The sequence below is a fragment of the Dietzia sp. Die43 genome (assembly GCF_024519835.1).
Lineage (GTDB): Bacteria > Actinomycetota > Actinomycetes > Mycobacteriales > Mycobacteriaceae > Dietzia > Dietzia kunjamensis.
In genome coordinates this window covers 66,384-90,062 of sequence record NZ_JALJRF010000013.1, presented here as the reverse complement: position 1 = coordinate 90,062, position 23,679 = coordinate 66,384, and the positions used below count along the sequence as shown (strand labels likewise).

Below are 23,679 nucleotides of genomic sequence, written 5' to 3'. Positions count from 1 at the left end.
TCCACCACGTCGCGCAGTCCTCCGGCAGTTCGGACGGGAGCTCACCGCACAACCCGATTTCGGGGGCCGGCCGAGACTGCCCGCGGGCGTTGGCGCGTCGACCGCCCTGCGGTCAGCGCCGGTGTGACCGGCGGCGCTTCGGAGTGCCCCGGATCCTCGACCTGCCGTTCTGATCCGTTCACCCCCCGCAGCTCGCCCGGCTCAGCTCGCCGAGCCGAAGGTCCGCTCGATGGACCCGGAAATTCCCTCAGACGGAAGTTCGCCCGCGTCGGCACCCTCTTCCGCATGCTCGATCTCCACATAGGTCGTCTCGGCGACGACGAGGTCCCTGTCGATGCCGTTGAAGCAGACGACGACTCCTCCTGCCGCCTCGCCCTCGGGCAGCCCCGCCGGCATCACGGCCGACCACGTGGCCGTGTCGCCCGCGCCCACGAGGTTCAAGAAGTCCTGCCCGCCGAAAACCTCGTCGAAACCCCCCAGGAACCCCGATTCGAGCACCATATCGACGTACTCGTCCAGCTCTTCTTCGGTGTACTCCCGCTCGTCCTGCTCCCACGTGTAGGTCAGGAACAACCTGTAATACTCGCGCGCACCAATCCCGCCCTCGTCGCCGAGCATGATGGCGAAGTGCCCGGCCTCCATGGCCCCGTTGAGAGCCTCCTCGGCCTCGGACAGCTCCGGCTCGGGGTCGCCCTCGACGAACTCCGGATTCGAGAAGTCCGTGTTCTTCGTCTCCTCGTACAGATCCTTGGCAACGTCTTCGGGCAGAACGAAGCCGAAGCACGCGAGGTCCTCGGCGGAGCGATTCGCGTAGGTCGCTGTGTACGCGCCCTCCCCCGTCGCCTCAAGGGTGGCCGTGCTCGGGGAGTCGAAGACGGGTACCGCACTGCTCCCTGTCCCCTCAAGGCTGCCCTGCGCCGACGCCATGCCGCTCCCTGACACGACGAGAGCCGCAGCACAGGCAGCGGCGGCGAAAGGCCTGAAACGGTTGGATGCACTCATTGGCGTACTCCTCGAGGGGTGGGACACCGGCCGACCTGACCGGTTCTCGAGGAGTCCACCCGATTCGGCGTCATCGCACTATCGGCCATTCATGCGACATGTGTCGCACGTTCACACCAAACCGAGCCGCCCCAGCCACACACGCCTCAGCCGCCCCATGAGATCACCCCAGGATGTCGCGCCGCACCACGTTCTGGTCCCGGCCCGGGCCCACGCCGATGTACGACATGTGGCAGCCGGCGAGCTCCTCGAGCCGCAGCACGTAGTCGCGGGCGGCGGGCGGCAGGTCGCTGAACTCGCGCGCCCCGGTGATGTCCTCGTCCCAGCCGGGCATGGTCTCGTAGATCGGCGTGGCGTGGTGGAAGTCGGTCTGCGTCATGGGCATCTCGTCGTGCCGGACGCCGTCCACGTCGTAGGCCACGCAGATGGGGATCTCCCCGATGCCGGTGAGCACGTCGAGCTTGGTGAGGAAGTAGTCGGTGAACCCGTTGACGCGCGCGGCATAGCGGGCGATCACGGCGTCGTACCAGCCACAGCGGCGGGTGCGGCCGGTGTTGACGCCCACCTCACCGCCGGTGACCTGCAGGTACTCGCCCCACTTGTCGAACAGCTCGGTGGGGAACGGCCCGGCGCCCACGCGGGTGGTGTACGCCTTGACGATGCCCAGCGAGTGCGTGATCCGGGTGGGGCCGACGCCCGCGCCCACGCAGGCCCCGCCGGCGGTGGGGTTGGACGAGGTGACGAACGGGTAGGTGCCGTGGTCGACGTCGAGCATGGTGGCCTGCCCGCCCTCCATGAGGACGGACTCGCCGCGGTCCAGCGCCTGGTTGAGCATCAGGGTGGCGTCGCAGACCATGGGCCGCAGCCGGTCGGCGTAGCCGAGGAAGTACTCGACCATCTCCTCGACCTCGACCGCTCGACGGTTGTAGATCTTCACCAGGATCTGGTTCTTGAGGTGCAGCGAGCCCTCGATCTTCTGGCGCAGGATCGACTCGTCGAAGATGTCCTGCACGCGGATGCCCACCCGCGAGACCTTGTCCGCGTAGGTGGGGCCGATGCCGCGGCCGGTGGTACCGATGGCCTTCTTGCCCAGGAATCGCTCGGTGACCTTGTCCAGCGCCTGGTGGTACGGCGCGACGAGGTGGGCGTCAGCCGAGATGCGCAGGCGGGACGTGTCGGCGCCGCGGGCCTCGAGACCGTCGATCTCCTCGAACAGCGCCTCGAGGTTGACCACCACGCCGTTGCCGATCACCGGGGTGGCCGTGGGCGACAGGATGCCGGCGGGAAGCAGCTTGAGCTCGTACTTCTCGCCGCCCACCACTACGGTGTGGCCCGCGTTGTTCCCGCCGTTGGGCTTGACCACGTACTCGACGCGGCCGCCCAGGATGTCGGTGGCCTTACCCTTGCCCTCGTCGCCCCACTGGGCGCCGATCAGAACGATCGCTGGCATGGTTCGCTTTCACCTCGAAATGAGTCGTCTACACGGTGAGGGACGGACACATCGTCGTGATTCCGCGCACACCAGCGCTCCAGAATAGTCGCATCCGCGCTCTCACCCTAGTCGCCGACCCCCCGCAGCCTGCGCAGCCGCACGGGCGTTCCGGGCAGGAGCTGCGAGATCCTGTCCGCCGAGCGGGCGGTGAGCACCCCGATCACCGGGTAGCCGCCGGTGACGGGGTGGTCGGGGCCGAAGACCACGGGCGAGCCGTCGGCGGGGATCTGCACCGCGCCGCGCACCATGCCCTCGCTGGGGATCTCGCGCGTGTCGAGGCGCGGGACGGGCCGGGCGGGGTCGATGCGGACGCCCACCCTGTCGGCGTGCCCGCTGACGTGCCCGGTCGCGGCGAGCACGTCCCACGCGGCGGGCGGGAACAGGTCGTCGCGCGGCCCGGGGATGACGTCCAGCTCCACGGATTCCCTGGCGCCGGTGACCGCGCCCCCGCCGACCACACCCCGGCCGGCGGAGACCTGCCAGCCGTCTGCCCACGGCCCCACCACGGCGTCGCCGACGTCCAGCACGTCGCCGGCCACGACGGGCGGTGGGCCCAGCCCCGCCAGGGTGTCGCGCGATCGACTGCCCAGCACCGCCGGGACGTCGATTCCCCCGCGCACGCCAACGTAGCTGCGCACCCCGGCGACGGGCCGGCCGATCTCCAGCGACGACCCGGCGTCCAGTCGGAGGACCTCGCCGGTGGCGACGGTGCGTCGGGAACCGTCGGGGGTGACGACGACGACGAGGGCCTTCGCCCCCGTGACCGCCACGACCGCGGGCTCATCCGTCATGACCGTCAGCCCACCGAGCAGCACCTCGAGCACGGCGGCCGCCGGGTCGGTGCCGACGGCCCGCAGGGCGGTGGCCGCGGCGGCGCGATCGGCGGCCCCGGACGCGGTCACCCCGACCGAGGCGTGGCCGGGGCGGCCGAGGTCCTGCACGAGCGCGGACGGTCCGGCCCGCAGTACGAGCAGGCTCATCGGGGCGCGTCCGGGCTCATCGGGACTCGCCCGAGCGCCCGCGGTCGTCCCCGGATCGCCCGCCCAACTCGCGGAACCGGACGGTCATCCCGGGGGCGAGCAGGGCGGGGTCGGGCCGGTCGAGGTCCCACAGCCGGGCGTCGGTGGTGCCGAGCAGCTGCCACCCGCCGGGCGAGGCCCCGGGGTAGACGGCGCAGAAACGGTCCGCCAGGCCGACCGCTCCGGCCGGGACCCGCGCGCGCGGCGAGTCCAGCCGCGGCACCGCAGGCATAGCGGGTTTCGCCGACGGCCCTCCGGCCGCCTCGCTCGCACCCGCCCCGTCCGCATCCGCCCCGCCCGCATCCGCCCCGCCCGCGTCCAGCTCCCGCGCGTCGACGAGGTAGAAGAAGCCCGGCGCGAAGCCTCCGAACGCGGCCCGCCACGTGATCGAGCTGTGCGTGCGGACCAGCGCCTCGGTGGACATCCCGGCGAGGTCTGCGACCGCGGCCAGGTCGGGCCCGTCGTAGCGGACGTCGATCGTCACGACGCCCCCTCCCGCGCCCGAGCTGCCCATCGACGCCGCACCCGCCTCCGCGCCCGCGTCCCCGCCCGCATTCGCGCCCGCATCCCCGACATCCGCTACTCCCCCTACGGATCCGCTATTCGGATCAGAAGCGCCGATCCGGAATCCGGATAGCCGATCTCGGGAGGGCAGATTTGAGGCGGGCCGATTTCGGGAGGGCAGATTGCCGGAGGATGGCGGAGCGACGGACTGTTCAGCGGGGTCCGCAAGCAGGGCCTCCAGTCGCCGCCGCAGCTCGGGCAACGCAGCGGCGTCGCGCACGGTCACCAGCACCGTGCGGGCCGCCGCCACCACGTCGAGGGCGTCCGGTCGCCACTGCTCGATTCTCGCGGCCAACGAGACCGCCTCGGCCAGATCGACACAGTCGAGCAACAGCGCGGTCTCCCCGCAGCGGCGGATCCTCGTCGTCGTCATCCGGGGCCGGGCTCCCCCACCGAATCACGCCCGGACCCGTCCCCCACCGGGCCGCGCGGCGGGGCGTAAGGCGCGGCGAACGGCGCCACCTCCACCCCGGCCTCCTCGAGCGACGCGCGCACGCGACGCGCCAGGTCGACGGCGCCGGGAGTGTCCCCGTGCACACACACCGAGGCGGCGGCCACCACGACCTGCGACCCGCCGGTGGCGGTGATCGACCGCCCGGTCGCCATGGCCACGACCCGCTCGGCGACCTCGTCGACATCGGTGATCACCGCGCCCGGCTCGCCGCGGGGCACGAGCGTGCCGTCGGGCCGGTACCCGCGGTCGGCGAACGCCTCCGTCACCGTGGGAACGCCAACTGCCGCGGCGTGGGACAGCACCACAGCACCCGGCAGGCCGAGGATCGGCAACGGCTCCTCCGAGGCGAGTTCGGCGTACCGCACCACCGCGTCCACCACTCCCGCAGCCTGCGCCGAGTCGTGGACGATACGGTTGTAGAGCGCGCCGTGTGGCTTGAGGTACCGCACCCGCGTCCCGTGCCGTCGCGCGGCCATGTCGAGCTCGACGAGCTGGAACTCCACGAGCCGGGCGACCTCCTCGCGGTCGAGGTCGTGCTCGATACGCCCGAAGTTGGCACCGTCCCGGTACGAGGGGTGTGCCCCCAGTGCGACCCCGCGGTCGGCGGCGGCGACGGCCGTGGCGATCATGGTGGGCCGGTTGCCGGCGTGGAAGCCGCACGCGACGTTGGCGGATGTCACCACGTCCAATAGTGCGGCGTCGTCGGGATCCGGCCCGGCGCCGGGTGCGAGTGACGCGGGCCACCGCGGCGTCCCCCGGCGGGCCTCGCCGAGGTCGCAGTTCAGATCGATCCTGCGCGCCTGTCCAACCACGCTTCCATCCTGCCCCAGGTTCGCCCCCGCCATCAGCTGCGGTCATGATGGAGGTCATGATCGTCATCCGCTGCGGCTCGGCCCCGGTCCCGACGGTTCTCGGTGAGCGCCCCCGCATCCAGGTCAGCGAGGTGCCGACCAAGGACGAGGTCAACCGTGCGTTGGCCGAGGTGGGCCCGGGGCGTCGACTGGTCCTCTGCGGCACCGACGCCGCGTTGGCCGCGGTGCTCACCCGCCTGCTGCGGACCGAGAATCTCGACGCGGAGATCGCCTACGTCGCCGACGAGCCCACCCCCGCCACCCGCGCGTACGGGCTACCGACAGGATCGGAGGCGGCCAAGCTCGGCATCCGCGGCACGTCGCGTGAGGTGCCGCTCGTCCGCGACGAGACCGGGACCGCCCTCGTCGGCGAGGCCCTCGTACGCGGCCCCGAGGGCGACCGACTCGTGGGCGAGGCCTACGCCGACGACACCGTCGTCTTCTCCGGCGAGACGGACACCCTCACCGTCCGGCCGACGCCCGAGCTGCCCGGCGTCCGGGCCACCGCCGCCCGGCCCCGCTGGCTACGTCGCCGTCAGTGGGTGGCGGCCCGGGCGGTGCAACTGGGCACCGAGGCAGGGCTGCTCACCCGGGACGGCCTCACCGGTCGGCGGACCATCAAGAGGACGACTTTCTATCGTCATACCGAGCCATGGAGGCTCGTGTCGCCCTGAGCGGCGGCATCACCGACGCCGGCCGGTCCGGCGCGTCCGGCCACTCCTCTGTCAGCTCCGGCTCGACGGCGGGGTTGCGGACGGTCGGCGGCAGCGTGGCGAGGGCCGAGATCTTGCTCAGCCCCGCGACCTGCATCATGTCCACCAGGATCGAGCGCAGCTGGGCCAGCATGACGGTCTCGGTCAGGCCCGACCCCGTGATCAGCTCCCGCTTGGCGCGCGACGCGACCGCCCGCAGCTCGCGGTGGACCTCGGCGTCCGTGGGTGCGTCGGAGTCCGCGGCCACCCGCCGGGTGAGCACCTCCAGTGCGCCGGCCAGCGCCGCGATCAACGAACTCAGCGCGGGCGGGACGTCCACCTGATCGTCCGCCGCCACGATCGCCCGGCGCGCGAGGACACGGATGTTGCGGATACCGTTGTCCAGCGGGTTGAGCATCGCCGTGAGGACGATCTCCTCCGGACGCCGCCGCCGGTAGAACGGGGAGATCCGCACCAGTTCCCGCGCCCCCGCGAGCTGCTCGGAGATCGCGTCGACGGCCGGCTGGGTGTCGCGGGCGTCCTGCAGGGCGGAGCGGATGAGCTCCGAGTCGCGCCGTTCCAACCCGTCCGCGACCTCGGCGAGCACCGACGACGCCACGCCCAGCAGCGACGCCGCCTCCCGGCGGGCGCGGCGCAGGGGATGGACGGGCATGAGCGCCATCGCGGCCAGCGCGACCACCCCGCCCACGGCAGCATCGAGCATCCGCTCGTAGCCGCCCGCGCTGCCCGGCGGCAGGATCGTCGCCACGAGGATCGCCGAGGAGGCCGCCTGGGTGCCGGTGATCGCCCCCCGGTCGACGAACACCGCCGCAGACATCGCCAGGATCACCACCAGCGCGATCTGCCACGCCCCGGAGCCGATCTCCCGGATCAGCAGGTCACCGAACCCGACACCGACTATGACGCCGAGCACCAGCTCGACACCCCTCCGGACGCGACGCCCCATACCGGTACCGAGGGCGATGGCGGCCGCGATGGGCGCGAAGAAGGGCGCCGAGTGGTGCAGCACGTCGTGCGCGAGGAACCAGGCCAGTCCCGCGGCGAGACCGCACTGCAGGATCGGCAGGAACGCGTAACCGAGTCGCCGGGCGCGCGCCCTCAGCGGGCCCGGCAGCGCGGCGTAGACGCCCAGCGCGCGGGCGTCCAGTCGGTCACGCCAGGCCGAGAGACGCGGCGGCGTGCGGGTCTGACTCATTGACCAGGTCCAGACAACGGATGTACTCGTCCTCCTCACCGATCGACTGCGCGGCGCGGGCCAGCGCGGCGACGCAACGGAGGAAGCCGCGGTTGGGTTCGTGGTCGTACGGCACCGGCCCGAAGCCCTTCCAGCCGTGGCGCCGCAGCTGGTCCAGTCCGCGGTGATACCCGGTGCGGGCGAAGGCGTAGGCGCTGATCACCTCGCCGGAGTCGAGTGCGCGCTCCGCGAGCTCGGCCCACGCGATCGAGGCGGTGGGGTGGGAGGCCGCCACGGTGCGGGGATCCTCCCCCGCGGCGACGGCGGCCTCCGCCTCCGGGTCACCGGTGAGACGGGTGGGCGGGGGGCCGAGGAGATCTCCGAACTGGGTCATGCCCCCATTGTCCACTAATCCGCCGCATCGCCTCTCCCGCCCCCATTTGCTAAGGTCGGGGGCATGCGGCGCCCCGGACGGGGCGCCGTGCGCTCGTCGCGGGCAGTGGTTTCACGCCCCTTCGGAGCGATCGTGGTCCCGGTGTCGAGGCCCCGTTACGCGGACTCCTCCAGTCCCCGCGTCGGACGAGCTTCCACCGGCACCAGTCGGAGCGAACGAACAGGCCGAACGTGGGCCGGAAGGAAAACTGTGTCTAGACAGCGTATTGCGATCATCGGAGCCGGGCCGAGCGGAATGGCCGCCCTGAGGGCGTTCGAATCGGCCCAGCGGTCCGGGGCCAAGATCCCCGAGATCGTGGCCTACGAGAAGCAGGACGACTGGGGCGGCCAGTGGAACTACAACTGGCGGTCGGGCACCGACAAGTACGGCGAGCCGGTCCACTCCTCCATGTACCGCAACCTGTGGTCGAACGGCCCCAAGGAGGCGCTCGAGTTCGCCGAGTACACGTTCGACGAGCACTTCGGCAGGCCCATCTCGTCGTATCCGCCGCGTGAGGTCCTGTGGGACTACATCGACGGCCGGGTCCAGGGGTCCGACGTCAAGGACAAGGTGCAGTTCTCCACGGCCGTCCGTTGGGTGGACTACGACCGCGATCTGGACACCTTCACCGTCACCGTGGAGAACCTCAGGTCCGGCAAGACGACCTCGTCGGAGTTCGACCGCATCATCGTGTCCACCGGCCACTTCTCCTACCCGAACCTGCCGGACTTCAAGGGCATCGGGACGTTCCCCGGGTCTGTCCGCCATGCCCACGACTTCCGCGGGGCCGAGAAGCTGGCGAACAAGCGCGTCCTGCTGATCGGCGCCTCCTACTCCGCCGAGGACATCGGCGTGCAGGCCTTCAAGATGGGCGCCCGGTCGGTGACGATCTCCTATCGCACCGCCCCCATGGGCTACGACTGGCCGGACGGGATGGAGGAACTGCCGCTCGTCCAGCGGTTCGACGGCGAGACCGTCCACTTCACCGGCGGCCAGACCCGCGAGTTCGACGCCGTGATCCTGTGCACCGGCTACCTCCACAAGTACCCGTTCCTGCCGGCGGACCTGGCCCTGCAGTCGCCCAACAACATCTACCCCGCGGGTCTGTACCGCGGCGTCGTGTGGCAGAAGAACCCCAAGGTCTACTACCTGGGCGCCCAGGACCAGTGGTTCACGTTCAACATGTTCGACGCCCAGGCCTGGTACGTCCGCGACCTCATCCTGGGCCGGGCAAAGTTGCCGTCCGCCGAGGAGCGGGTCGCCCACATGCGGGCCTGGCGGAACCGCTTCCAGGAGTTGGACGGGGACGCCGACGACGTACGCTTCCAGGCCGATTACGTCCGCGACCTCATCGAGGCCACGGACTACCCGATGTTCGACATCGACCAGGTGGTCGAGATCTTCCTCGCCTGGAAGAAGGACAAGAAGAAGAACATCCTGACCTACCGGGACAAGCCGTACCGCTCCGTCCTCACCGGCACCATGGCGACCGTCCACCACACCCCGTGGCTCCAGGAGCTGGACGACTCGCGCGAGCGGTACCTCTCGACTCCGGAGAAGACCGAGATCGAGGACCTCGTGGTGGGCGCCGACACCACCCCGGCACAGGACGCCCGGATCGACGGGGAGTGAACCCTCGGTGACGTCTGGGGCGAATCCGCTCCCGGACGTCACCCGAGGGGACAGACTTGAGCGCGTGACCGAGTCTCCCGCCCCCTCGCCCGAGTCTCCCGGGTCGGCCCGCATCGCCGGAACCGCCCCCCTCGCCGATTCCCACCCCACCGGTGGCATCGGCAGGCGCTCCCTCCTCCGGGCCGGAGCGCTGGCCGGTGCCGCCGTCGGGACCGGTGCCCTGGCCGGACGCACCGCCATCGCCGGGGCCGCGGCTGCCGGGGGCACAGGAGGTGGCGGGGCCCCGGCCGGAGCCGTCTTCCGGCACGGCGTCGCCTCGGGTGACCCCATGGCGGACCGCGTCATCCTGTGGACGCGGGTGACGCCCACCCCGCAGGCGAGCCCCGGTTCCGGGATCGGTGACCCCGTCGTCGTCGCATGGGAGGTCGCCACCGACCCGGGGTTCACCTCCCTCGTCCGCACGGGGTCCCTCGTCACCGACGCCGGCCGCGACCACACGGTCAAGCTCGACTGCACCGGACTGGCGCCGGACCGCTGGTACCACTACCGCTTCCGCGCGCTCGGTCAGGCCTCACGGACCGGGCGCACCCGGACCGCACCCGCCGACGGCGCCATGCCCGCCACCGGTCGCTGGCGCGTCGGCGTGGTGTCGTGTTCCAACTGGGAGGCCGGCTACTTCTCCGGCTACCGCCACCTCGAGGCGCGCGGCGACCTGGACGCGATCATCGAGCTCGGTGACTACATCTACGAGTACGGCCGCGGCGAGTACACCGCCGCAATCGGGGCGATACGCCCGCACGAACCACCGCACGAGATCGTCACCCTGGCCGACTACCGGATCCGGCTGGCGCAGTACCACACCGACCCCGACCTGCAGTCCCTGCACGCGCACGTCCCCTGGATCTGCACGTGGGACGACCACGAGCTGGCCAACGACTCGTGGGAGCAGGGCGCCGAGAACCACCAGCCGCACGAGGGCCCGTTCTCCGACCGCAAGGCCGCGTCCTCGCAGGCGTACTTCGAGTGGATGCCGGTCCGGCCGGAGTCGCTGCGCGACGGCGGGCACCTCTACCGGCGCCTGCGCTGGGGGTCGTTGGCCGAGATCAACATGCTGGATCTGCGCTCGTACCGCTCCGAGAGCCCCGATCGGTTCAACGGCCTGGCGATCGACCAGACCAACACGATGACCGGCGCCGAGCAGTTCGACTGGCTGGCCCGCGGGCTGCAGTCGTCGACCGCCCGCTGGAACGTCATCGGCAACTCGGTCATGGTCTCGCCCGTGCTCATCCCGCCGTTGGACGCGCGCACGACCGGCGCGCTCACCGAACTCCTGGGGGTCCCGCGGGAGGGCATCACCTACAACTCGGACCAGTGGGACGGGTACGCCGGTGAGCGCCGCCGCCTGTTCGAGGTCATCCGCGCCACCGGCAACCGCAACCACGTCTTCCTCACAGGCGACATCCACACGTCCTGGGCCAACGAGGTGCCGTTCGACCCGGCCGACTACCCGGGGGCCGGCACCGGGGCGGTCGAGTTCGTCACCCCGTCCATCACGAGCAACAACATCAACGACATGGTGGGCGGACTACCCGAGGGCAACCCGCTCTCGCTGGCCGCCCAGGGCGCCCTGACCGCCGCGAACCGGCACGTTCGCTGGGCCGATCTCGACCGCCACGGTTTCACGGTGGTCGAGTTCACCAACGACTTCGCCCACGCCGACTACTGGGCGCTCGTGGCCCGTGAGGACCCGAACAGTGGCGCCTACCCGATGGCGAGCTGGCGGACCCGGCACGGCACCGACCGCCTGGAGCCCGCGGGCCCGCTCCCCTGATCCAGCAGGTCGGGTGGGCCCGGGGGCCGGTGGGGCGAGTCGGGGGCCGGTCCCGGCACCGGCGCCCGTCAGTACGCGGGGTCGAGCGATCCCGCGTCCGTGCCGAGCGATCCCGCCGCGGACGCCGCGGATCCCCCGACGCTCCCCCACGGTGACGCCGGGTCACCGAGACTCGCGGTCGCCCCGCCCGTGGCGCGGGAGTCGGGAAACTCGTCGAGCGGGACGAAGTAGACGTTCCGGCTCTGGCTGGGGACCACCAGGGTGTCGTCGACGAGGATCGGCCCGGCCGGGGCCAACGGCCCCTCCAGCTCGAGGACGCCGGTGATCGCGCCGGTGCGGACGTCGAGGCGGTACACGTTCCCGGCGGTGGTCGAGAAGTAGGCACCACCCGCGTGGATCACCGGGGCACCCTTGATCGCGCCGACAGGGTTACGCCACAGTCGCTCGCCGGAGTGCAGGTCATACGCATAGGCGGCGCCCGTGGTGGGACTGCCCACGAAGACGGTGCCGTCGTGGATGGTCGGCGCACCGGACCGGTTGTTGGTCGGGGCGGGCCCGTCGCCGATCACGTCCCGCCACACCACCTCGCCGGACTGCTGGTCCATCGCGATGATCGTGTGCTCCTCGCGCGCGCCGGCGATCCCGGGCAGCAGGGCGCGGTTGGCCGTGGTGACGACGATCCCCTCGTCGACGGCCGGCGGGACGTCGTCCAGGCCGTGGGTGAACTCGGGGAACTCCCGCTGCCAGGCGAACTCACCGGCCACGGTGTCGTAGGCGAAGAACGTGTACGGCCGGGGCGCGCCGCCGCCGAAGTACAGCACCCCGCCCTGTTCCGACGGCGAGGACATGCTCACCACGTGGCCGGTCTCCACCACCTCGAGCGCCTCACCGGTCGCCGGGTCGAGCTTATACAGGCGCCGGTCACCGGTGACCGCCCAGACCGCTCCGCCCGTCACGGCGGGTGTCGGCATGACCTCGCCGGCGGTGTCGTGGCGCCACAGGATCGCACCGGTGTCCGGGTCCAGACCCAGGACACCGGACTCCCCGGTGCCGCGGTAGCCGCCCGGCCCGTCCTGGAAGAAGCGGTTCCCGAATCCCACGAACAGCCGCCCGTCAGAATGGATCATCTCCGAATGCACCCAGTTCGGCGCCTGCGCCTGCCACAGCAATTCGCCCGTCGCCAGGTCGAACGCCTGCAACTCCCCGGAGCCGTGACTGCCGACGAACACCTTGCCGTCGGCCACCACCGGGGTCGCCCGCACCTCGTTGGCGGTGGGAATGGCACCGGAGAAGATCTGGGCCCCGCCGGTGATGACGTGGGTGTTGTTGGTGGGGGTCGCGCGGTACTGGCTCCAGTCGCCGGCGTCAGCGTGGGCGGGGCCGATGCCGGACAGCAGGAGCGCCGAGACGGCCAGGCCGCCGGTGAGGACACGGACAGAGCTGAGACGGAGCCTGGGCATACCTGAAGGCTAACTGGCGATCTCGTGTGTAATTCCCGTGGCCTGACGGGAGCGGAGTCCGCGCCGGTGTAGTCGGTGCCCCTGAAGCACCGGAATCACAGGTCGGTCCGCTACGGTGGCGGGTCGACGCGGCCCGTCCGGGGCCGGCGACGCGCACCGGGAGTAGTAGATGACGACGACGAGCCAGCAGCCGGCCGCCGGGGAGCCGAACCCCGCGGGACAGCCGGGCGGGGGCCCGGAGGGTGGGGCACGTCCGGGCAGCGGCCGGCAAGGCGGTCGCGGCGGGCGGGGCGGCGTGGCCGTCGCGGCGGCCGTCGTCGTGGCGCTCCTCGTGATCGCAGCGCTCGTCTGGCTCTTTCTCGCGGGCCCGCTGTCGTCGTCCGCGCGGGCCGAGCGGGAGGTCGAGCAGACGCTGGAGAGCATGAGTTCGGCGGAGTCGTTCGCCGAGTTCAACGGGCACATGTGCGCGGAGAACCGCGTCCCGCAGGAGCTCGTCGACACGATCACCGCGTCGAGCGAGGCGACGGGCTCGGACCTCGACTCGATGTTCCGCGAATCGATCGCGGGTTCGTTCCCCCAGGATCTCGAGGTGCTCGGGGTGGAGATCAGTGACAACGGCGCCGAGGCGACCGCGACCGTGGAGTCGGCGTCCGACGGGACGGGCCCGGAGCAGATTCACATGCGCGACGAGGACGGCGCCTGGAAGATGTGCCAGCCCGGTGTCGGGATGGGCGCGGTCCCGCAGGACCAGCAGCCGGGCTGACCCGACCCGTCGAGGGCGACCCGACCCGCCAACGGTCAGGCGGGCCGGGTCTGCCGCTGGCAGTCAGGCTGGCCGGGAACCGTCTCGGCCGGTGCGGTAGTCCCGCTCGATGCCGGGCGGATTGGTGAGGTGGCCGTCGTCGGCGATGAGACGGTCGACGTGTTGTCGCCATCGGTGGTCGAGAATCCGGTCGCGCGCCTGGGCCAGCGGCCCGTGTGGTGTGGTGCGGTGTTCGTGACCGGTCTCGGTGATGATGGTCAGCTCACCGAGCGGTCCGGGCCGGTAGGCGCAGTGCCCGAAGGTCTTCTCCCGATGATGCTTGCGACAGAGGCACACGAGGTTCCACTCGGCGGTGGGTCCGCCCAGTTCAGGTCGCTGATGATCGAAGGCGATGACATGGTCGATCTCACAGTCGTGGGCGTCGACCGTGCACCCCGGGTGGCGGCACGTGCCGTCGCGGAGCCGGATTCGCTCGGCCAGCGCCGGGGTGATGAAGTACTTGAGCACCGCGTCCGGTGTGTCCTGAACACCCGGTTGCGGGTCGAGCAGTTCGAACCGGACCTTGGAGTCCCCGCCGGACAGGAGCTCCTCGCACAGCCAGTCGAAGCTCGAGTACGCGCCGTTCACGAACTGCACGCGGTTGGGCAGCCCCTGGGCGACGCTGTCGATGATCGAGATCCGGATGGGCTGTTCGGTGCCCCACGACGCTCCCAGCGGGGGCCTGTCGGCGGCTGCGCCGGCGCGGGTGCCGGTAGCGGCATCGCACGCGCCCGCCGACTCTTCCGCGTCGTACAGGCTCGTGCCGATGTCGTTGGTCGTGGGGTCCCCGAGTGCGCACAGGGCGTCGGCGCGCAGTTGGTCGCGCGTGCGGGGGTGGCCCGACTCCGAGGCAGCGCGGGCGGCGGAGTCGATCCGGCGACGGAGCTTCTCTGCATCCCCACTGGGCAGCGAGGCCCACATGCTGGTCATGCCGTCGCGTGCCGGGCGGAACCGCACTGTTCGCTGCTCGACCGCGGCGTCCACGGCGTCGCCGGCGGCCTGTGGGTCATGACGCTCCCGGGACCCGTCGACCGCGGAGTCCAGGTCGGGGCGACTGGGGCGGTGGCCCCCGTCGAGGTCTCGGGTCAGGGCGCCGACGACGTCCGATTCCACCGCGCCGATGATCGTGTCGGGCACCTCTGCCAGACGGCAGGCGGCGTCGATGGCCAGCTGTTCGGGGAACAGTCCGCGTTCTACAGCCTTGCGCAGACGCGGCAGGCGAGTGTGGATCTGCACACCGGCAGTGACCAGGCGGGCAGCGTGCCACCCGGTCAGCGACATGGCCGCGGCCAGGTGGTTGCGCGCACGCTCAGTGGGTTCGAGCCGGGAGTAGGCGGGACGGGAGTCCCCGAACGGCGGCGTATCGGCTGGCCCCGGGGAGCCCCTGTCGACACTCCCCATCGCCTGGACCAACAGGTGGGCCGACTGCAGCCGGGTCGCCGCCGCCAGGTTCTGCGCCAGCGTCGCCGAGCGCGCCACCTCGCTCAGGGCCTCGGCGCCCAGGGTGTCGAGGGGCTCCGGCACCGCGCGGAGCGCCCCGGCGAAAGCCGACCTCGTCGTCGTCGTCCCCGTTTCCTCGCTCACCACCGCACCCCCTTCAGCGTCGCGCCCGACTCGAACATACAGGCGATCTTACCGGTACCCTCCGCGTAGCACAAGGGTTCGATTCCGCGGCGAGTGGTCCACACACGACAGCGGCGCCCCTCCGGGTGGAGGAGCGCCGCTGATGGGGCGGTGTCAGGCCGCGATGAGATCCGACCGTCAGGCAGGCTGACCAGCCCGGCTGATCAGGCCGTGCTCGGTCAGGCCCGTTCGATCAAGCAGCGTTCACTCAAGCAGCGTTCGATCAAGCAGCGGCACCCTTGGACTTGCCGGCCGACTTCAGGTCGTTGCACGCCTCGACGACGCGCTCGGACATGGCCTGCTCGGCCTTCTTCAGGTAGGAACGCGGGTCGTAGACCTTCTTGTTGCCGACCTCGCCGTCGACCTTGAGGACGCCGTCGTAGTTGCCGAACATGTGCGCGGCGATCGGCCGGGTGAACGCGTACTGGGTGTCGGTGTCGACGTTCATCTTGATGACGCCGTAGGACAGCGCCTCCTCGATCTCGCTCTTGGCCGAGCCCGAGCCGCCGTGGAAGACGAAGTCGAACGGCAGATCACCGGCGTTGAGGCCCAGCTTCTCGACCGCGACGTCCTGGCCCATCTTCAGCACCTCGGGCTTGAGCTTGACGTTGCCCGGCTTGTACACGCCGTGGACGTTGCCGAAGGTCGCGGCCAGCAGGTAGCGCTGCCCGGTGTTGCCGGCGCCGAGGGCGTCGATGGTGGCCTCGAAGTCCTCACGGGAGGTGTAGAGCTTCTCGTTGATCTCGTTCTCGACGCCGTCCTCCTCGCCGCCGACGACGCCGATCTCGATCTCGAGGATCTGCTTGGCGTTGGCCGTCTTCTCGAGCAGCTCCTTGGCGATCTCCAGGTTGCGGTCGAGCGGGGTGGCCGAACCGTCCCACATGTGGGACTGGAAGAGAGGGTTCTCGCCGCGGTCGACGCGCTCCTGGGAGATCTCGATGAGCGGCCGCACGAAGCCGTCGAGCTTGTCCTCGGGGCAGTGGTCGGTGTGCAGCGCGACGAGGATGTCGTACTTCGCCGCCACCACGTGCGCGAACTCGGCGAGCGCGACCGCGCCGGTGACCATGTCCTTGACGTTCAGGCCGGAGCCGAACTCGGAACCGCCGGTGGAGAACTGGATGATGCCATCGGACCCGGCATCGGCGAAGCCCTTGATGGCCGCGTTGATGGTCTCCGAGGACGTGCAGTTGATCGCCGGGTAGGCGAAGCCCTCGTTACGGGCCCGGTCGAGCATGTCCTTGTACTGTTCGGGAGTTGCGATGGGCATGTGGTCTCCTCCAGGGTTCTCGGCTGTGCGACGTGCGCATCTCGGGGCGCCGCACCCCTGTGGAGGTGGGCGCACACCCTCCAGCCTAGGCCAGCGTGACGACGCGCACCCGCGAGCCGTGCGGTACCGGTCAGCCGGGGAGCAGTTCGGCCAGCGCCGCGTCGGCCCGGGCGAGGTCGTCGCGGTCGAAAGTCGAGGTGGACGCCATGATCTCGTCGGCCCCGGTCCGCTCGACGAGCACGGCGAGTTCGCGTGCGACCTTCTCCGCGTCCCCCTGGACGGCCCCCGCCATCCAGTCCTCCACCCGCCGCAGCTGCTGCGGACGGAACCTCCGTTCCAGGATCTCCGCCGGCGACCGCAGCGGGCCGAACTCCCCGGTCTCCCGGGATTCTGCCATCGCCCACGCCTCCGGGAGGAGCAGCTGCCGCGCGGTCCCGACCGAGTCGGCGACCATCACCTCCAGGCTCACCACCACATAGGGTTCCGGCGTGGCCTCGCTGGGCCGGAACGTCTCGCGGTAGCGATCCAGGGGCGACGGGTCGGCGAGCAGCCTCGGTCCCCCGACCACGACGGGCAGTCCGGCCCGTGCGGCGACCTCCAGGCCCCGACCGGTCGCGAGCACGAACAGCGGGGGCGGGACCTCGACGACCGGCAGCGCGGTGACGGGCCCCCGACCGTGGAGGAAGTCCTGCACCGCCGTGATGTCGCGGGCGAACGCGTCGGTGTCGTACTCGGCGACGCCGAGCGCCGCACGGACCGGTGCGGTGAACCCGAGCGAACGTCCCACCCCGAGGTCGATACGGCCCGGGTGCATCGCCTCGAGCATGGCGAACTGCTCGGCGACGATCAGCGGTCTATGGTTGGGCAGCATCACGCCCCCGGATCCGAGGCGGATGCGGTCGGTGCGCGCGGCGGCGGCCGCGATCAACAGCGGCGGGCTCCCGCTCGCGATCCCGGGCACGGCGTGGTGCTCGGCCGTCCAGTAGCGGTGGAAGCCCAGGGCGTCGGCCCGCTCCGCGCGGGCCAGGGTGCCCTCGATCGCGGCGGCGTGGGACTCGCCGACGCGGGTCCGGGACCTGTCCAGGAGACTGAGGCGGAGGGTGTCCGGCAGGTCGGTGGGGGCCACGACCACACCGTAGCGCCGGGAGTGACGTCGATCGCGGACGCGGCCGGTCGTGCGCCGATCAGCGTGGCCCGCGCCAGCGCAGCGCGACGACCGCGGCACCGATCACCACGAGCACCCCGATCCCCTGCAGACCCGGGGAGTCGTCGGCCTCACCGAGGACGACCGCGGTCGCCCCCAGCGCGATCATGGCCAGCACTGCGGCCAGGACCAGCAGGAAGTGCACCCGGCGCTTCATTCCTCGACCCATTCGAGCAGGTCACCGGGCTGGCAGTCGAGCACCCGGCACATCGCCTCGAGCGTGCTGAACCGCACGGCCTTGGCGCGCCCGTTCTTCAGCACCGACACGTTCGCGGGCGTCAGTCCCACCCGCTCCGCGAACTCTCCGACGCTCATCTTGCGTTTGGCGAGTTCGACGTCGATCCGCACGATGATCGGCATCAGACCACCGTGTCCATCTCGGAGCGCAGGGAGGTCGCCTGCCGAAGGAGCGCGCGCATGACGACCATGAGCAGCGCGGCGACCGTGATGACGACGACGACGAGGAAGAGCAGTAGCGGCAGGCCGGGATCAGTCGCGTTGATGCCGACCAGCACGAGCACCACCACGAGCATCGCCCAGGCGGCGACGATCGCCCCCAGGATCACATCGACCCAGACCAGGGACGCGTCCGTGAAGATGCGGTCGGCCTTGACCATCGAGAGCAGCTTCCAGGTGGCCACCACCACGACCTGGACGCACACCACCCAGTAGATCGATACGGCCGTCAACGGCCACCGCAGGTGCGCGTCGCCCGGTGACGTCTCGGCCATGTGCGCGAACTGCCCGGGCAGGGACATGGTCTGCAGCAGGACCAGTATCGCGAACAGCACCACGAGGCACACCCGCAACGGCAGGACCGCTCGTTTCTCGATGTTCATACACCGACTATGAACCTATACCTATCGAAACTCAATAGGCGGCGTGTTCGCGGATCCAGGCGTGCATGGCGATCCCGGCGGCCACGCCGGCGTTGATCGAGCGGGTCGAGCCGAACTGTGCGATCGAGACGGTCTTCGCGGCCCGCAGGCGCGCGTCCTCGCTCACCCCGGGCCCCTCCTGTCCGAAGAGCAGGACGCAGTCGCGCGGCAGGCTCGCGGTCTCGAGCGGCTCGGCACCGGGGAGGTTGTCGACGGCGACGACCGGCAGCCCCTCGGCGCGGGCCCACTCCATGAGGGCGGCGACGTCGGCGTGGTGACGCAGGTGTTGGTAGCGGTCGGTGACCATGGCCCCGCGCCTGTTCCAGCGGCGGCGGCCCACGATGTGCACCTCGGCGGCCAGGAAGGCGTTGGCGGTGCGCACGACGGTGCCGATGTTGGCGTCGTGGCCGAAGTTCTCGATGGCCACGTGGAAGGGGTGCCGACGGGTGTCGAGGTCGGCGACGATCGCCTCGCGGCGCCAGTATCGGTAGCGGTCGACCACGTTGCGGCGGTCGCCGGCGTCCAGGAGGTCGGGATCCCACCGGTCGCCGACCGGGCGCGGCTCCCCGGGATGCTCGAACTCCCACGGGCCGACGCCGACCGCGCCCTCGCCCCACTCGGTCGGGCCCGCCCCCGTCACGAGGTCAGGCGCTGATTGGACAGCTTGACGAGTCGGCTGGGGGCGACCTGCGAGGCCAGGTACATGGCGGTGGCCTGCTTCCCGACCGGCCGGTGGACCTCGCGGCCCAGCGCCCGGCGGATCCTGCCGAACACCCCGGAGGACTCACGCGCCGTCTGCTCGGCCAGATCGAGGATCTCGCCGGCGACATCGCCCTCCGTGAGGCGCACGCCCATCGTGCGCATCCCGGTGGTGTTCACGCCCTCGAGCAGCCCGGTGCCCACATAGAGCGGCCACACCGAGCACACCCGAATGCCGTGGCGGGCCCACTCCAGGTCCAGGGCCTCGGTGATCCCCCGGATCGCGAACTTGGTCGCCGAGTACGTCGCCATCTCGGCCTGGCCGTAGATCGCCGACGCCGAGCAGAGGTTCACCACGGCCGGGGTGGCGGACTTCTCCAGGAACGGGAACGCGGCGCGACAGCCGTAGAGCACGCCCTTGACGTTGACGTCCACCAGCGCGGCGTCCTGCTCGAAACTCGCGTCCATGAACGGAGTGCCGTAGAGCAGGCCGGCGTTGTTGACCAGCACGTCCAACGCGCCACCGCTACGGGCGGTGAGCTCGGTGAGAGCGGCCTCCCACGCGGCCGGATCGGTGACGTCGAGCGAGCCGGTGACGATCCGCTCGTCTCCCTCGGCCCACGCACAGGGCTGGAGGTCGTACGCACCCACGAGGTAGCCGGCGTTGGCGAACCGGCGCGCGGTGGCCTCGCCGATCCCGCGGCCGGCGCCGGTGACCAGAACCGTTCGGACCGTGCCGGTGGACGGCGTGCCGGGACCAGGTGCGCCCGCGGCGTTCACGAGGCGCTCCCGGCAGTACGCGCCGCTGCGGCGGTACCGGTGAGCAGCAGGAGCGCCGCGGTGGCGTAGGTGTCGATCACTCCGACGTCCAGCGCCCGGGCGAGTGCGGTCCCGCCCTCGGTCTTGCGCCGGGCCAGGATCAACGCGTCGCTGAGCAGGAAGACCGGCCCGGCGACCGCCAGGACCGAGGCCGCCGGTCCGTGCGACCGGTCGACGGAGGTGGCCAACGCGGACAGCGTGGCGAGCAGCCCGCCGTACGCGGCGAGCGGGGCGTTGGCGCGATCCTCCGTGAGCAGCACGGCGCCCGCGACGCCGGCGACGACACCGTGCACGGCGGACTGCACCGGCTTGAACCGCAGCCCCGACCGGAGCATGAGTCCGCCCAGGGCCAGGTGCCCCGCCCCGAACGCCGCCGCACCCGCGACGAGCCTCGACTTGGACCGGCTCGCGTGGCCGCCACCGAGCATGAGGATCACGTCGCCGGTGGTGTACGCCGCCCCGCTGGCAGACAGCAGTGCGGTGTCGACCGCGGAGAGCCGACCGTCGCGCAGCGCGATCGCCAGCGCCGCCGGCACGATCACCGGCTTGCACAGCTTCTCCAGCGCGCCGACCCCGGTGGCCTTGGCGATCTCCGTCCCCGCGGCGGCCGCGAGGAACGCGGGCCCCTCCGGGCGGGAGGTGTCGCCGAGTGCGCCCACCCGCTCCGTCAGCGTCTGCACCAGGCGATCGCGGAATGCCCTCGTCGTCGTCGTATCCATGCCGGTCACTCCAGTCCCAGGTCGGTCAGGCCCAGCAACGCGCGGTACTCCACGCCCTCGGCCCGGATCACGTCGTCGGCGCCGGTCGCGCGGTCCACCACGGTGGCCACGCCCACGACCTCGGCGCCCGCCTCGCGCAGGGCGGCCACGGCCGTGAGCGGCGAGTTCCCGGTGGTCGTGGTGTCCTCGACGACCAGGACGCGGCGACCGACGATGTCGGGGCCCTCGATGCGGCGCTGCAGCCCGTGCTTCTTGGCCTCCTTGCGCACCACGAACGCGTTGATCGGCCGGCCCGGCGCGTGCATGATCGCCGTGGCCACCGGATCGGCGCCCAGCGTCAACCCACCGACGGCGTCGAAGTCCCAGTCCGCGGTGAGTTCGCGCAGCAGCCGCCCGATCAAGGGCGAGGCCTCGTGGTGCAGCGTGGCGCGGCGCAGGTCGACGTAGTAGTCGGCCTCGCGCCCCGAGGAGAGGGTGACGCGACCGTGGACGACGGCCAACTCGGCGACCAGCTCGGACAGTCGCGTGCGGGCCTGGGCGTCGACGGTGACGGGATCGGTCATGGGACTCCTCGCGGGGACACGGTGTTCATTGACACGGTTGTGTGGTGACACGGTTTGTGGTGACACGGTGGGCGGAACGGCTGCCCCCGACTCTAGTCCGCCTCCGGAACGCCCCGACCCGCTGCGGCGTCGGGTCAGTCCCTGATGTCGGGCGGGAGCCGCAGCTTCGCGGTCTGCTCCACGTCCGGGTCGATGCCGGGACGCTCGCGGCCGGAGGCATCGTCCGCCTGCTCGCCGGCCTCGTGGCTGGGTTGCCCGTCGGCCTGCTCATCGGACTCCGCGTTCGGCTCCGCGTCCGGCTCCGCGTCCGGCTCCGCGCGCCGATGATGACGTCGCCCGCTCGACGGCGTCGCCCCCACCTTGGCCGCGAGGTCCGCGACCGTCAGCCGGCCCGACTCGCCCTCTGGATCCTCCTCGGTGGTCTCGGCCCCGTGCCGGCCACCCGACGTGCGGTCGAGGTCGGAGCCACCGTCGATGCGGGCGGCGTCGAACCGCTCGACCTCGTCGCGGATCTCGTCCTCGTCGTCCTCCGAGCCGAGCGGCTTGATGCCGGCGGCGCCGGTTGCCGCGCCCGCGGCGAGCGGAGGGACCGACGCGTCCTCGGGGTAGGCCTGCCCGACACCGCGAGTCGGACGCGACAGCGGGGGCCTCGGCGCCAGGTGGTCGGCCGCCACGTCGCCGCGGGCCGGGACCGGCCCCGACGGCTCCATGATCTCGGCGAACGGGTCGGGTTCTTCGGCGGCGGGTTCCGCGGTCTGTGCTGGCCCGGCGGCGACAGCGGTGACGGGTTCATCTGCGGCCTGGTCGCCCGCAGCGCCGTGCTCGGTGTCGTCGGCGGGGTCCCCCCGGTCGGCCACGACGGGCACGTCGGTCAGGTCGCGCGCCCCCCTGCGGTCGGGGACCAGGCGGAGGTGACCGGCCCGCCGGGGCTCGGGCGCCGGAGGCGACGTGCCCTCATCGGGGGTGACGGCGGTGGCCACGCCGGCGACCCGGCCGGTGTCCGTGTCCGTGTCCGTGTCGGTGTCGGTGTCCGTGTCGGTGTCCTCGTCGTCGACGACGGCGAAGTCCTCCGGGTCGGGCAGCGCCGCCGTCGCCGGGGCGCCGTTCGTGCCGGTGCCGACCTCGCCGTCCATCCCGACGGTGGGGTCGGCCTCGGGGCCCGCCGCCGCGCCGGGCGCTCCGGGATCGATCTCGGAGGGCAACGCGCGGGCCCGCCCCCCGATCGGCGGGAACGGAGCCAGCACATCGGCAGCCCCGTGCAGTGCCATCACCACGTCATCCCAGGTGGAGGGGTCGTCGACGCCGTCGACCGTCGCCGCCACCCACTCGCCCTCGGCCCAGATGCGACGCACCCCGGCGGGCACCTCCCGAACGGCGTCGACCAGCCGATCGCGGTCGATGAGATCGAGACGGCCGTAGTCCGAGGTCCGGGCCTCCAGGACGCCGACCTCGCCGGCGTCGTGGAAGCCGGGCTCGGCCTCGACGTCCGGGCGGCTCAGGTCGAGGACCACATCGGAGGCGGTGCCGCGGCGCAGCGCGAGGACGGTGCGTCCGCCGGTGACGCCCATGATCGCCCGGCGACCACGGAAGATCCCGTGGGACACGGTGCCCAGTGCGCTGAGTCCACCAGAGAAGTCCCCGTGCATGAACTCCGGCGCCGGAGTGGGGGTCGGGGCGAACTCCCGGTCCTCCAGCCAGCGCACGACCGGCGAATCCGCCAGCGGATCGGCGGGCGACTCCTCGACCGGCTCGAGCGCGGACGTACGCTGCCGACGCGCCGGCAGCAGTGCCCGGACCCGGTCCAGCAGCCGCGGCGACGACTCCGCCGTGGGCTCGGCCGGATCGAGCGGGGCGGGCTCGGCGAGACCGTCGTCTGCGACCGGGCCCCTCGTGGCGACGGCGTCCGCGCTCGCGTGCGTGTCCGCGTCCGTGTCCGCGTCGGAGCGGTCACCGAAATCGGCCACCGCGTCCGGCCCTGCCTCGGCGTCTGTGACGGGACCCCCAGCGCCATCCGCCGCCGCGGCCGTCTCCACGACATCGCCCGGCGCGTCGCCCGTGACCGGCTCCGTGCCCACCTGCGGCTCCGCGCCGCCCTCGGCCACCTCGCGCTCGATGTCGGACGCCTCGGACCGCTGGAACGGCGCGAGACGGGGCTCGCCCGCACGCTCGGCCGAACCGGGATCCTGTCCCACCTCATCCGCCGGCGCGTCGAGGAGCGGGACCTCGTCGTCGTCCTCCTCGTCCGGGGACTCCCCCACCGGCGGCGAGCCGACAGCCGTCCGCCTCTCGCGACGGGCGCCGCCACCCGCGCCGCCTCCCCGCTGCTTGGCGTCCAGGCGCAGCAGGACGAGCGCCGCGGCGAGCAGCACGAGGGCTACGAGGAACCAGATCCAGACCATGCCCCCAAGGGTAGTCAGGGGTGGCGGTGTGCCCGGCCAGGCGCAGCGGCGCGTGGGGGCGCGGCCGGATGAGAGACGGGC

The 23,679-nt window shown here is 71.8% G+C and carries 23 protein-coding genes; 4 read left to right on the top strand and 19 right to left on the bottom strand.

Annotated features, from left to right (window positions below; genetic code table 11):
- Nucleotides 1–201: 201 nt before the first annotated feature.
- The 5 genes from NR111_RS12400 to NR111_RS12380 form a co-directional block, all read right to left on the bottom strand.
- Nucleotides 202–1,002 carry a hypothetical protein gene (locus NR111_RS12400; protein WP_256820936.1) on the bottom strand — a complete coding sequence of 267 codons (801 nt, stop codon included), beginning with the start codon at nt 1,000–1,002 and terminating at the stop codon, nt 202–204.
- Nucleotides 1,003–1,165: 163 nt separating this feature from the next.
- Nucleotides 1,166–2,452, bottom strand: coding sequence for an adenylosuccinate synthase (locus tag NR111_RS12395; RefSeq protein WP_096906728.1), 1,287 nt, complete (start codon nt 2,450–2,452; stop codon nt 1,166–1,168).
- Nucleotides 2,453–2,559: 107 nt separating this feature from the next.
- Entirely contained in the window at nt 2,560–3,474 is a 915-nt protein-coding gene (locus NR111_RS12390) for a biotin-dependent carboxyltransferase family protein (RefSeq protein WP_256820935.1), read from the bottom strand.
- Between the two features lie 16 nt (nt 3,475–3,490).
- Nucleotides 3,491–4,450 (bottom strand): allophanate hydrolase subunit 1, encoded by a 960-nt coding sequence (locus NR111_RS12385; RefSeq protein WP_256820934.1) that lies wholly within the window; start codon nt 4,448–4,450, stop codon nt 3,491–3,493.
- The gene (locus NR111_RS12380; RefSeq protein ID WP_256820933.1) at nt 4,447–5,343 is read right to left on the bottom strand and encodes a 5-oxoprolinase subunit PxpA; all 897 of its coding nucleotides are present in this window, start codon (nt 5,341–5,343) and stop codon (nt 4,447–4,449) included. Before NR111_RS12380 ends, NR111_RS12385 begins: the two co-directional genes overlap by 4 nt.
- Nucleotides 5,344–5,399: 56 nt before the next feature.
- Here NR111_RS12380 and NR111_RS12375 point away from each other — a divergent pair, with 56 nt between their 5' ends.
- Nucleotides 5,400–6,056, top strand: a complete 657-nt coding sequence (locus tag NR111_RS12375; protein ID WP_256820932.1) for a hypothetical protein — start codon at nt 5,400–5,402, stop codon at nt 6,054–6,056.
- On the opposite strand, the gene NR111_RS12370 is transcribed toward NR111_RS12375, so the two are convergent.
- The gene (locus NR111_RS12370; protein WP_185950935.1) at nt 6,001–7,290 is read right to left on the bottom strand and encodes an aromatic acid exporter family protein; all 1,290 of its coding nucleotides are present in this window, start codon (nt 7,288–7,290) and stop codon (nt 6,001–6,003) included. The genes NR111_RS12375 and NR111_RS12370 overlap by 56 nt on opposite strands.
- Nucleotides 7,247–7,663, bottom strand: coding sequence for a DUF3151 domain-containing protein (locus NR111_RS12365; protein ID WP_067719394.1), 417 nt, complete (start codon nt 7,661–7,663; stop codon nt 7,247–7,249). Before NR111_RS12365 ends, NR111_RS12370 begins: the two co-directional genes overlap by 44 nt.
- 294 nt (nt 7,664–7,957) lie before the next feature.
- Here NR111_RS12365 and NR111_RS12360 point away from each other — a divergent pair, with 294 nt between their 5' ends.
- Together NR111_RS12360 and NR111_RS12355 are read left to right on the top strand one after the other, a co-directional pair.
- Nucleotides 7,958–9,334 carry an NAD(P)-binding domain-containing protein gene (locus tag NR111_RS12360; RefSeq protein WP_374210723.1) on the top strand — a complete coding sequence of 459 codons (1,377 nt, stop codon included), beginning with the start codon at nt 7,958–7,960 and terminating at the stop codon, nt 9,332–9,334.
- A gap of 112 nt (nt 9,335–9,446) precedes the next feature.
- A complete protein-coding gene (locus NR111_RS12355; RefSeq protein ID WP_374210727.1) occupies nt 9,447–11,165 on the top strand; it encodes an alkaline phosphatase in 1,719 nt (572 codons plus the stop codon).
- A 68-nt stretch (nt 11,166–11,233) separates the two neighbouring features.
- Here NR111_RS12355 and NR111_RS12350 read toward each other — a convergent pair whose 3' ends face one another.
- On the bottom strand, nt 11,234–12,625 hold the full coding sequence (locus tag NR111_RS12350) for a PQQ-binding-like beta-propeller repeat protein (protein WP_256820929.1): 1,392 nt from the start codon (nt 12,623–12,625) through the stop codon (nt 11,234–11,236).
- Nucleotides 12,626–12,794: 169 nt separating this feature from the next.
- Between NR111_RS12350 and NR111_RS12345 the strand changes: the two genes are divergently transcribed.
- Entirely contained in the window at nt 12,795–13,388 is a 594-nt protein-coding gene (locus NR111_RS12345; protein ID WP_256820970.1) for a hypothetical protein, read from the top strand.
- A 63-nt stretch (nt 13,389–13,451) separates the two neighbouring features.
- Here the strand turns inward: NR111_RS12345 and NR111_RS12340 are convergent, their stop codons facing one another.
- The 11 genes from NR111_RS12340 to NR111_RS12290 form a co-directional block, all read right to left on the bottom strand.
- On the bottom strand, nt 13,452–15,011 hold the full coding sequence (locus NR111_RS12340; protein ID WP_308202017.1) for a DUF222 domain-containing protein: 1,560 nt from the start codon (nt 15,009–15,011) through the stop codon (nt 13,452–13,454).
- 262 nt (nt 15,012–15,273) lie between these two features.
- Nucleotides 15,274–16,317: a class II fructose-bisphosphate aldolase gene (gene fbaA, locus NR111_RS12335; protein ID WP_159148996.1), complete on the bottom strand. Its 1,044-nt coding sequence runs from the start codon at nt 16,315–16,317 to the stop codon at nt 15,274–15,276.
- Between the two features lie 130 nt (nt 16,318–16,447).
- On the bottom strand, nt 16,448–17,443 hold the full coding sequence (locus tag NR111_RS12330; RefSeq protein ID WP_256820928.1) for an MsnO8 family LLM class oxidoreductase: 996 nt from the start codon (nt 17,441–17,443) through the stop codon (nt 16,448–16,450).
- 58 nt (nt 17,444–17,501) lie between these two features.
- Nucleotides 17,502–17,678 (bottom strand): hypothetical protein, encoded by a 177-nt coding sequence (locus tag NR111_RS12325; RefSeq protein WP_256820927.1) that lies wholly within the window; start codon nt 17,676–17,678, stop codon nt 17,502–17,504.
- A complete protein-coding gene (locus tag NR111_RS12320; RefSeq protein WP_069390469.1) occupies nt 17,675–17,881 on the bottom strand; it encodes a helix-turn-helix transcriptional regulator in 207 nt (68 codons plus the stop codon). The genes NR111_RS12325 and NR111_RS12320 overlap by 4 nt, the downstream gene beginning before the upstream one ends.
- Nucleotides 17,881–18,360 (bottom strand): DUF2975 domain-containing protein, encoded by a 480-nt coding sequence (locus tag NR111_RS12315; RefSeq protein WP_069390468.1) that lies wholly within the window; start codon nt 18,358–18,360, stop codon nt 17,881–17,883. Before NR111_RS12315 ends, NR111_RS12320 begins: the two co-directional genes overlap by 1 nt.
- Nucleotides 18,361–18,391: 31 nt before the next feature.
- Nucleotides 18,392–19,039: an RNA methyltransferase gene (locus tag NR111_RS12310; RefSeq protein WP_256820926.1), complete on the bottom strand. Its 648-nt coding sequence runs from the start codon at nt 19,037–19,039 to the stop codon at nt 18,392–18,394.
- Nucleotides 19,036–19,878 carry an SDR family oxidoreductase gene (locus NR111_RS12305; protein ID WP_256820925.1) on the bottom strand — a complete coding sequence of 281 codons (843 nt, stop codon included), beginning with the start codon at nt 19,876–19,878 and terminating at the stop codon, nt 19,036–19,038. Before NR111_RS12305 ends, NR111_RS12310 begins: the two co-directional genes overlap by 4 nt.
- Nucleotides 19,875–20,636, bottom strand: a complete 762-nt coding sequence (locus NR111_RS12300) for a lysoplasmalogenase family protein (RefSeq protein ID WP_256820924.1) — start codon at nt 20,634–20,636, stop codon at nt 19,875–19,877. The genes NR111_RS12305 and NR111_RS12300 overlap by 4 nt, the downstream gene beginning before the upstream one ends.
- A gap of 5 nt (nt 20,637–20,641) precedes the next feature.
- Entirely contained in the window at nt 20,642–21,199 is a 558-nt protein-coding gene (gene pyrE / locus NR111_RS12295; RefSeq protein WP_256820923.1) for an orotate phosphoribosyltransferase, read from the bottom strand.
- Between the two features lie 134 nt (nt 21,200–21,333).
- On the bottom strand, nt 21,334–23,598 hold the full coding sequence (locus NR111_RS12290; RefSeq protein ID WP_256820922.1) for a hypothetical protein: 2,265 nt from the start codon (nt 23,596–23,598) through the stop codon (nt 21,334–21,336).
- Nucleotides 23,599–23,679: the final 81 nt, after the last annotated feature.

Excerpts from the sequence above, each read along its gene's own strand:
- NR111_RS12400 (WP_256820936.1), bottom strand. The coding sequence starts at position 1,002 with ATGAGTGCATCCAACCGTTTCAGGCCTTTCGCCGCCGCTGCCTGTGCT.
- NR111_RS12370 (WP_185950935.1), bottom strand. The coding sequence starts at position 7,290 with ATGAGTCAGACCCGCACGCCGCCGCGTCTCTCGGCCTGGCGTGACCGA.
- NR111_RS12325 (WP_256820927.1), bottom strand. The coding sequence starts at position 17,678 with ATGAAGCGCCGGGTGCACTTCCTGCTGGTCCTGGCCGCAGTGCTGGCC.
- pyrE (WP_256820923.1), bottom strand. The coding sequence starts at position 21,199 with ATGACCGATCCCGTCACCGTCGACGCCCAGGCCCGCACGCGACTGTCC.
- NR111_RS12385 (WP_256820934.1), bottom strand. The coding sequence starts at position 4,450 with ATGACGACGACGAGGATCCGCCGCTGCGGGGAGACCGCGCTGTTGCTC.
- NR111_RS12345 (WP_256820970.1), top strand. The coding sequence starts at position 12,795 with ATGACGACGACGAGCCAGCAGCCGGCCGCCGGGGAGCCGAACCCCGCG.
- NR111_RS12375 (WP_256820932.1), top strand. The coding sequence starts at position 5,400 with ATGATCGTCATCCGCTGCGGCTCGGCCCCGGTCCCGACGGTTCTCGGT.
- NR111_RS12300 (WP_256820924.1), bottom strand. The coding sequence starts at position 20,636 with ATGGATACGACGACGACGAGGGCATTCCGCGATCGCCTGGTGCAGACG.
- NR111_RS12395 (WP_096906728.1), bottom strand. The coding sequence starts at position 2,452 with ATGCCAGCGATCGTTCTGATCGGCGCCCAGTGGGGCGACGAGGGCAAG.
- fbaA (WP_159148996.1), bottom strand. The coding sequence starts at position 16,317 with ATGCCCATCGCAACTCCCGAACAGTACAAGGACATGCTCGACCGGGCC.
- NR111_RS12315 (WP_069390468.1), bottom strand. The coding sequence starts at position 18,360 with ATGAACATCGAGAAACGAGCGGTCCTGCCGTTGCGGGTGTGCCTCGTG.
- NR111_RS12365 (WP_067719394.1), bottom strand. The coding sequence starts at position 7,663 with ATGACCCAGTTCGGAGATCTCCTCGGCCCCCCGCCCACCCGTCTCACC.
- NR111_RS12360 (WP_374210723.1), top strand. The coding sequence starts at position 7,958 with ATGGCCGCCCTGAGGGCGTTCGAATCGGCCCAGCGGTCCGGGGCCAAG.
- NR111_RS12390 (WP_256820935.1), bottom strand. The coding sequence starts at position 3,474 with ATGAGCCTGCTCGTACTGCGGGCCGGACCGTCCGCGCTCGTGCAGGAC.
- NR111_RS12350 (WP_256820929.1), bottom strand. The coding sequence starts at position 12,625 with ATGCCCAGGCTCCGTCTCAGCTCTGTCCGTGTCCTCACCGGCGGCCTG.
- NR111_RS12290 (WP_256820922.1), bottom strand. The coding sequence starts at position 23,598 with ATGGTCTGGATCTGGTTCCTCGTAGCCCTCGTGCTGCTCGCCGCGGCG.
- NR111_RS12320 (WP_069390469.1), bottom strand. The coding sequence starts at position 17,881 with ATGCCGATCATCGTGCGGATCGACGTCGAACTCGCCAAACGCAAGATG.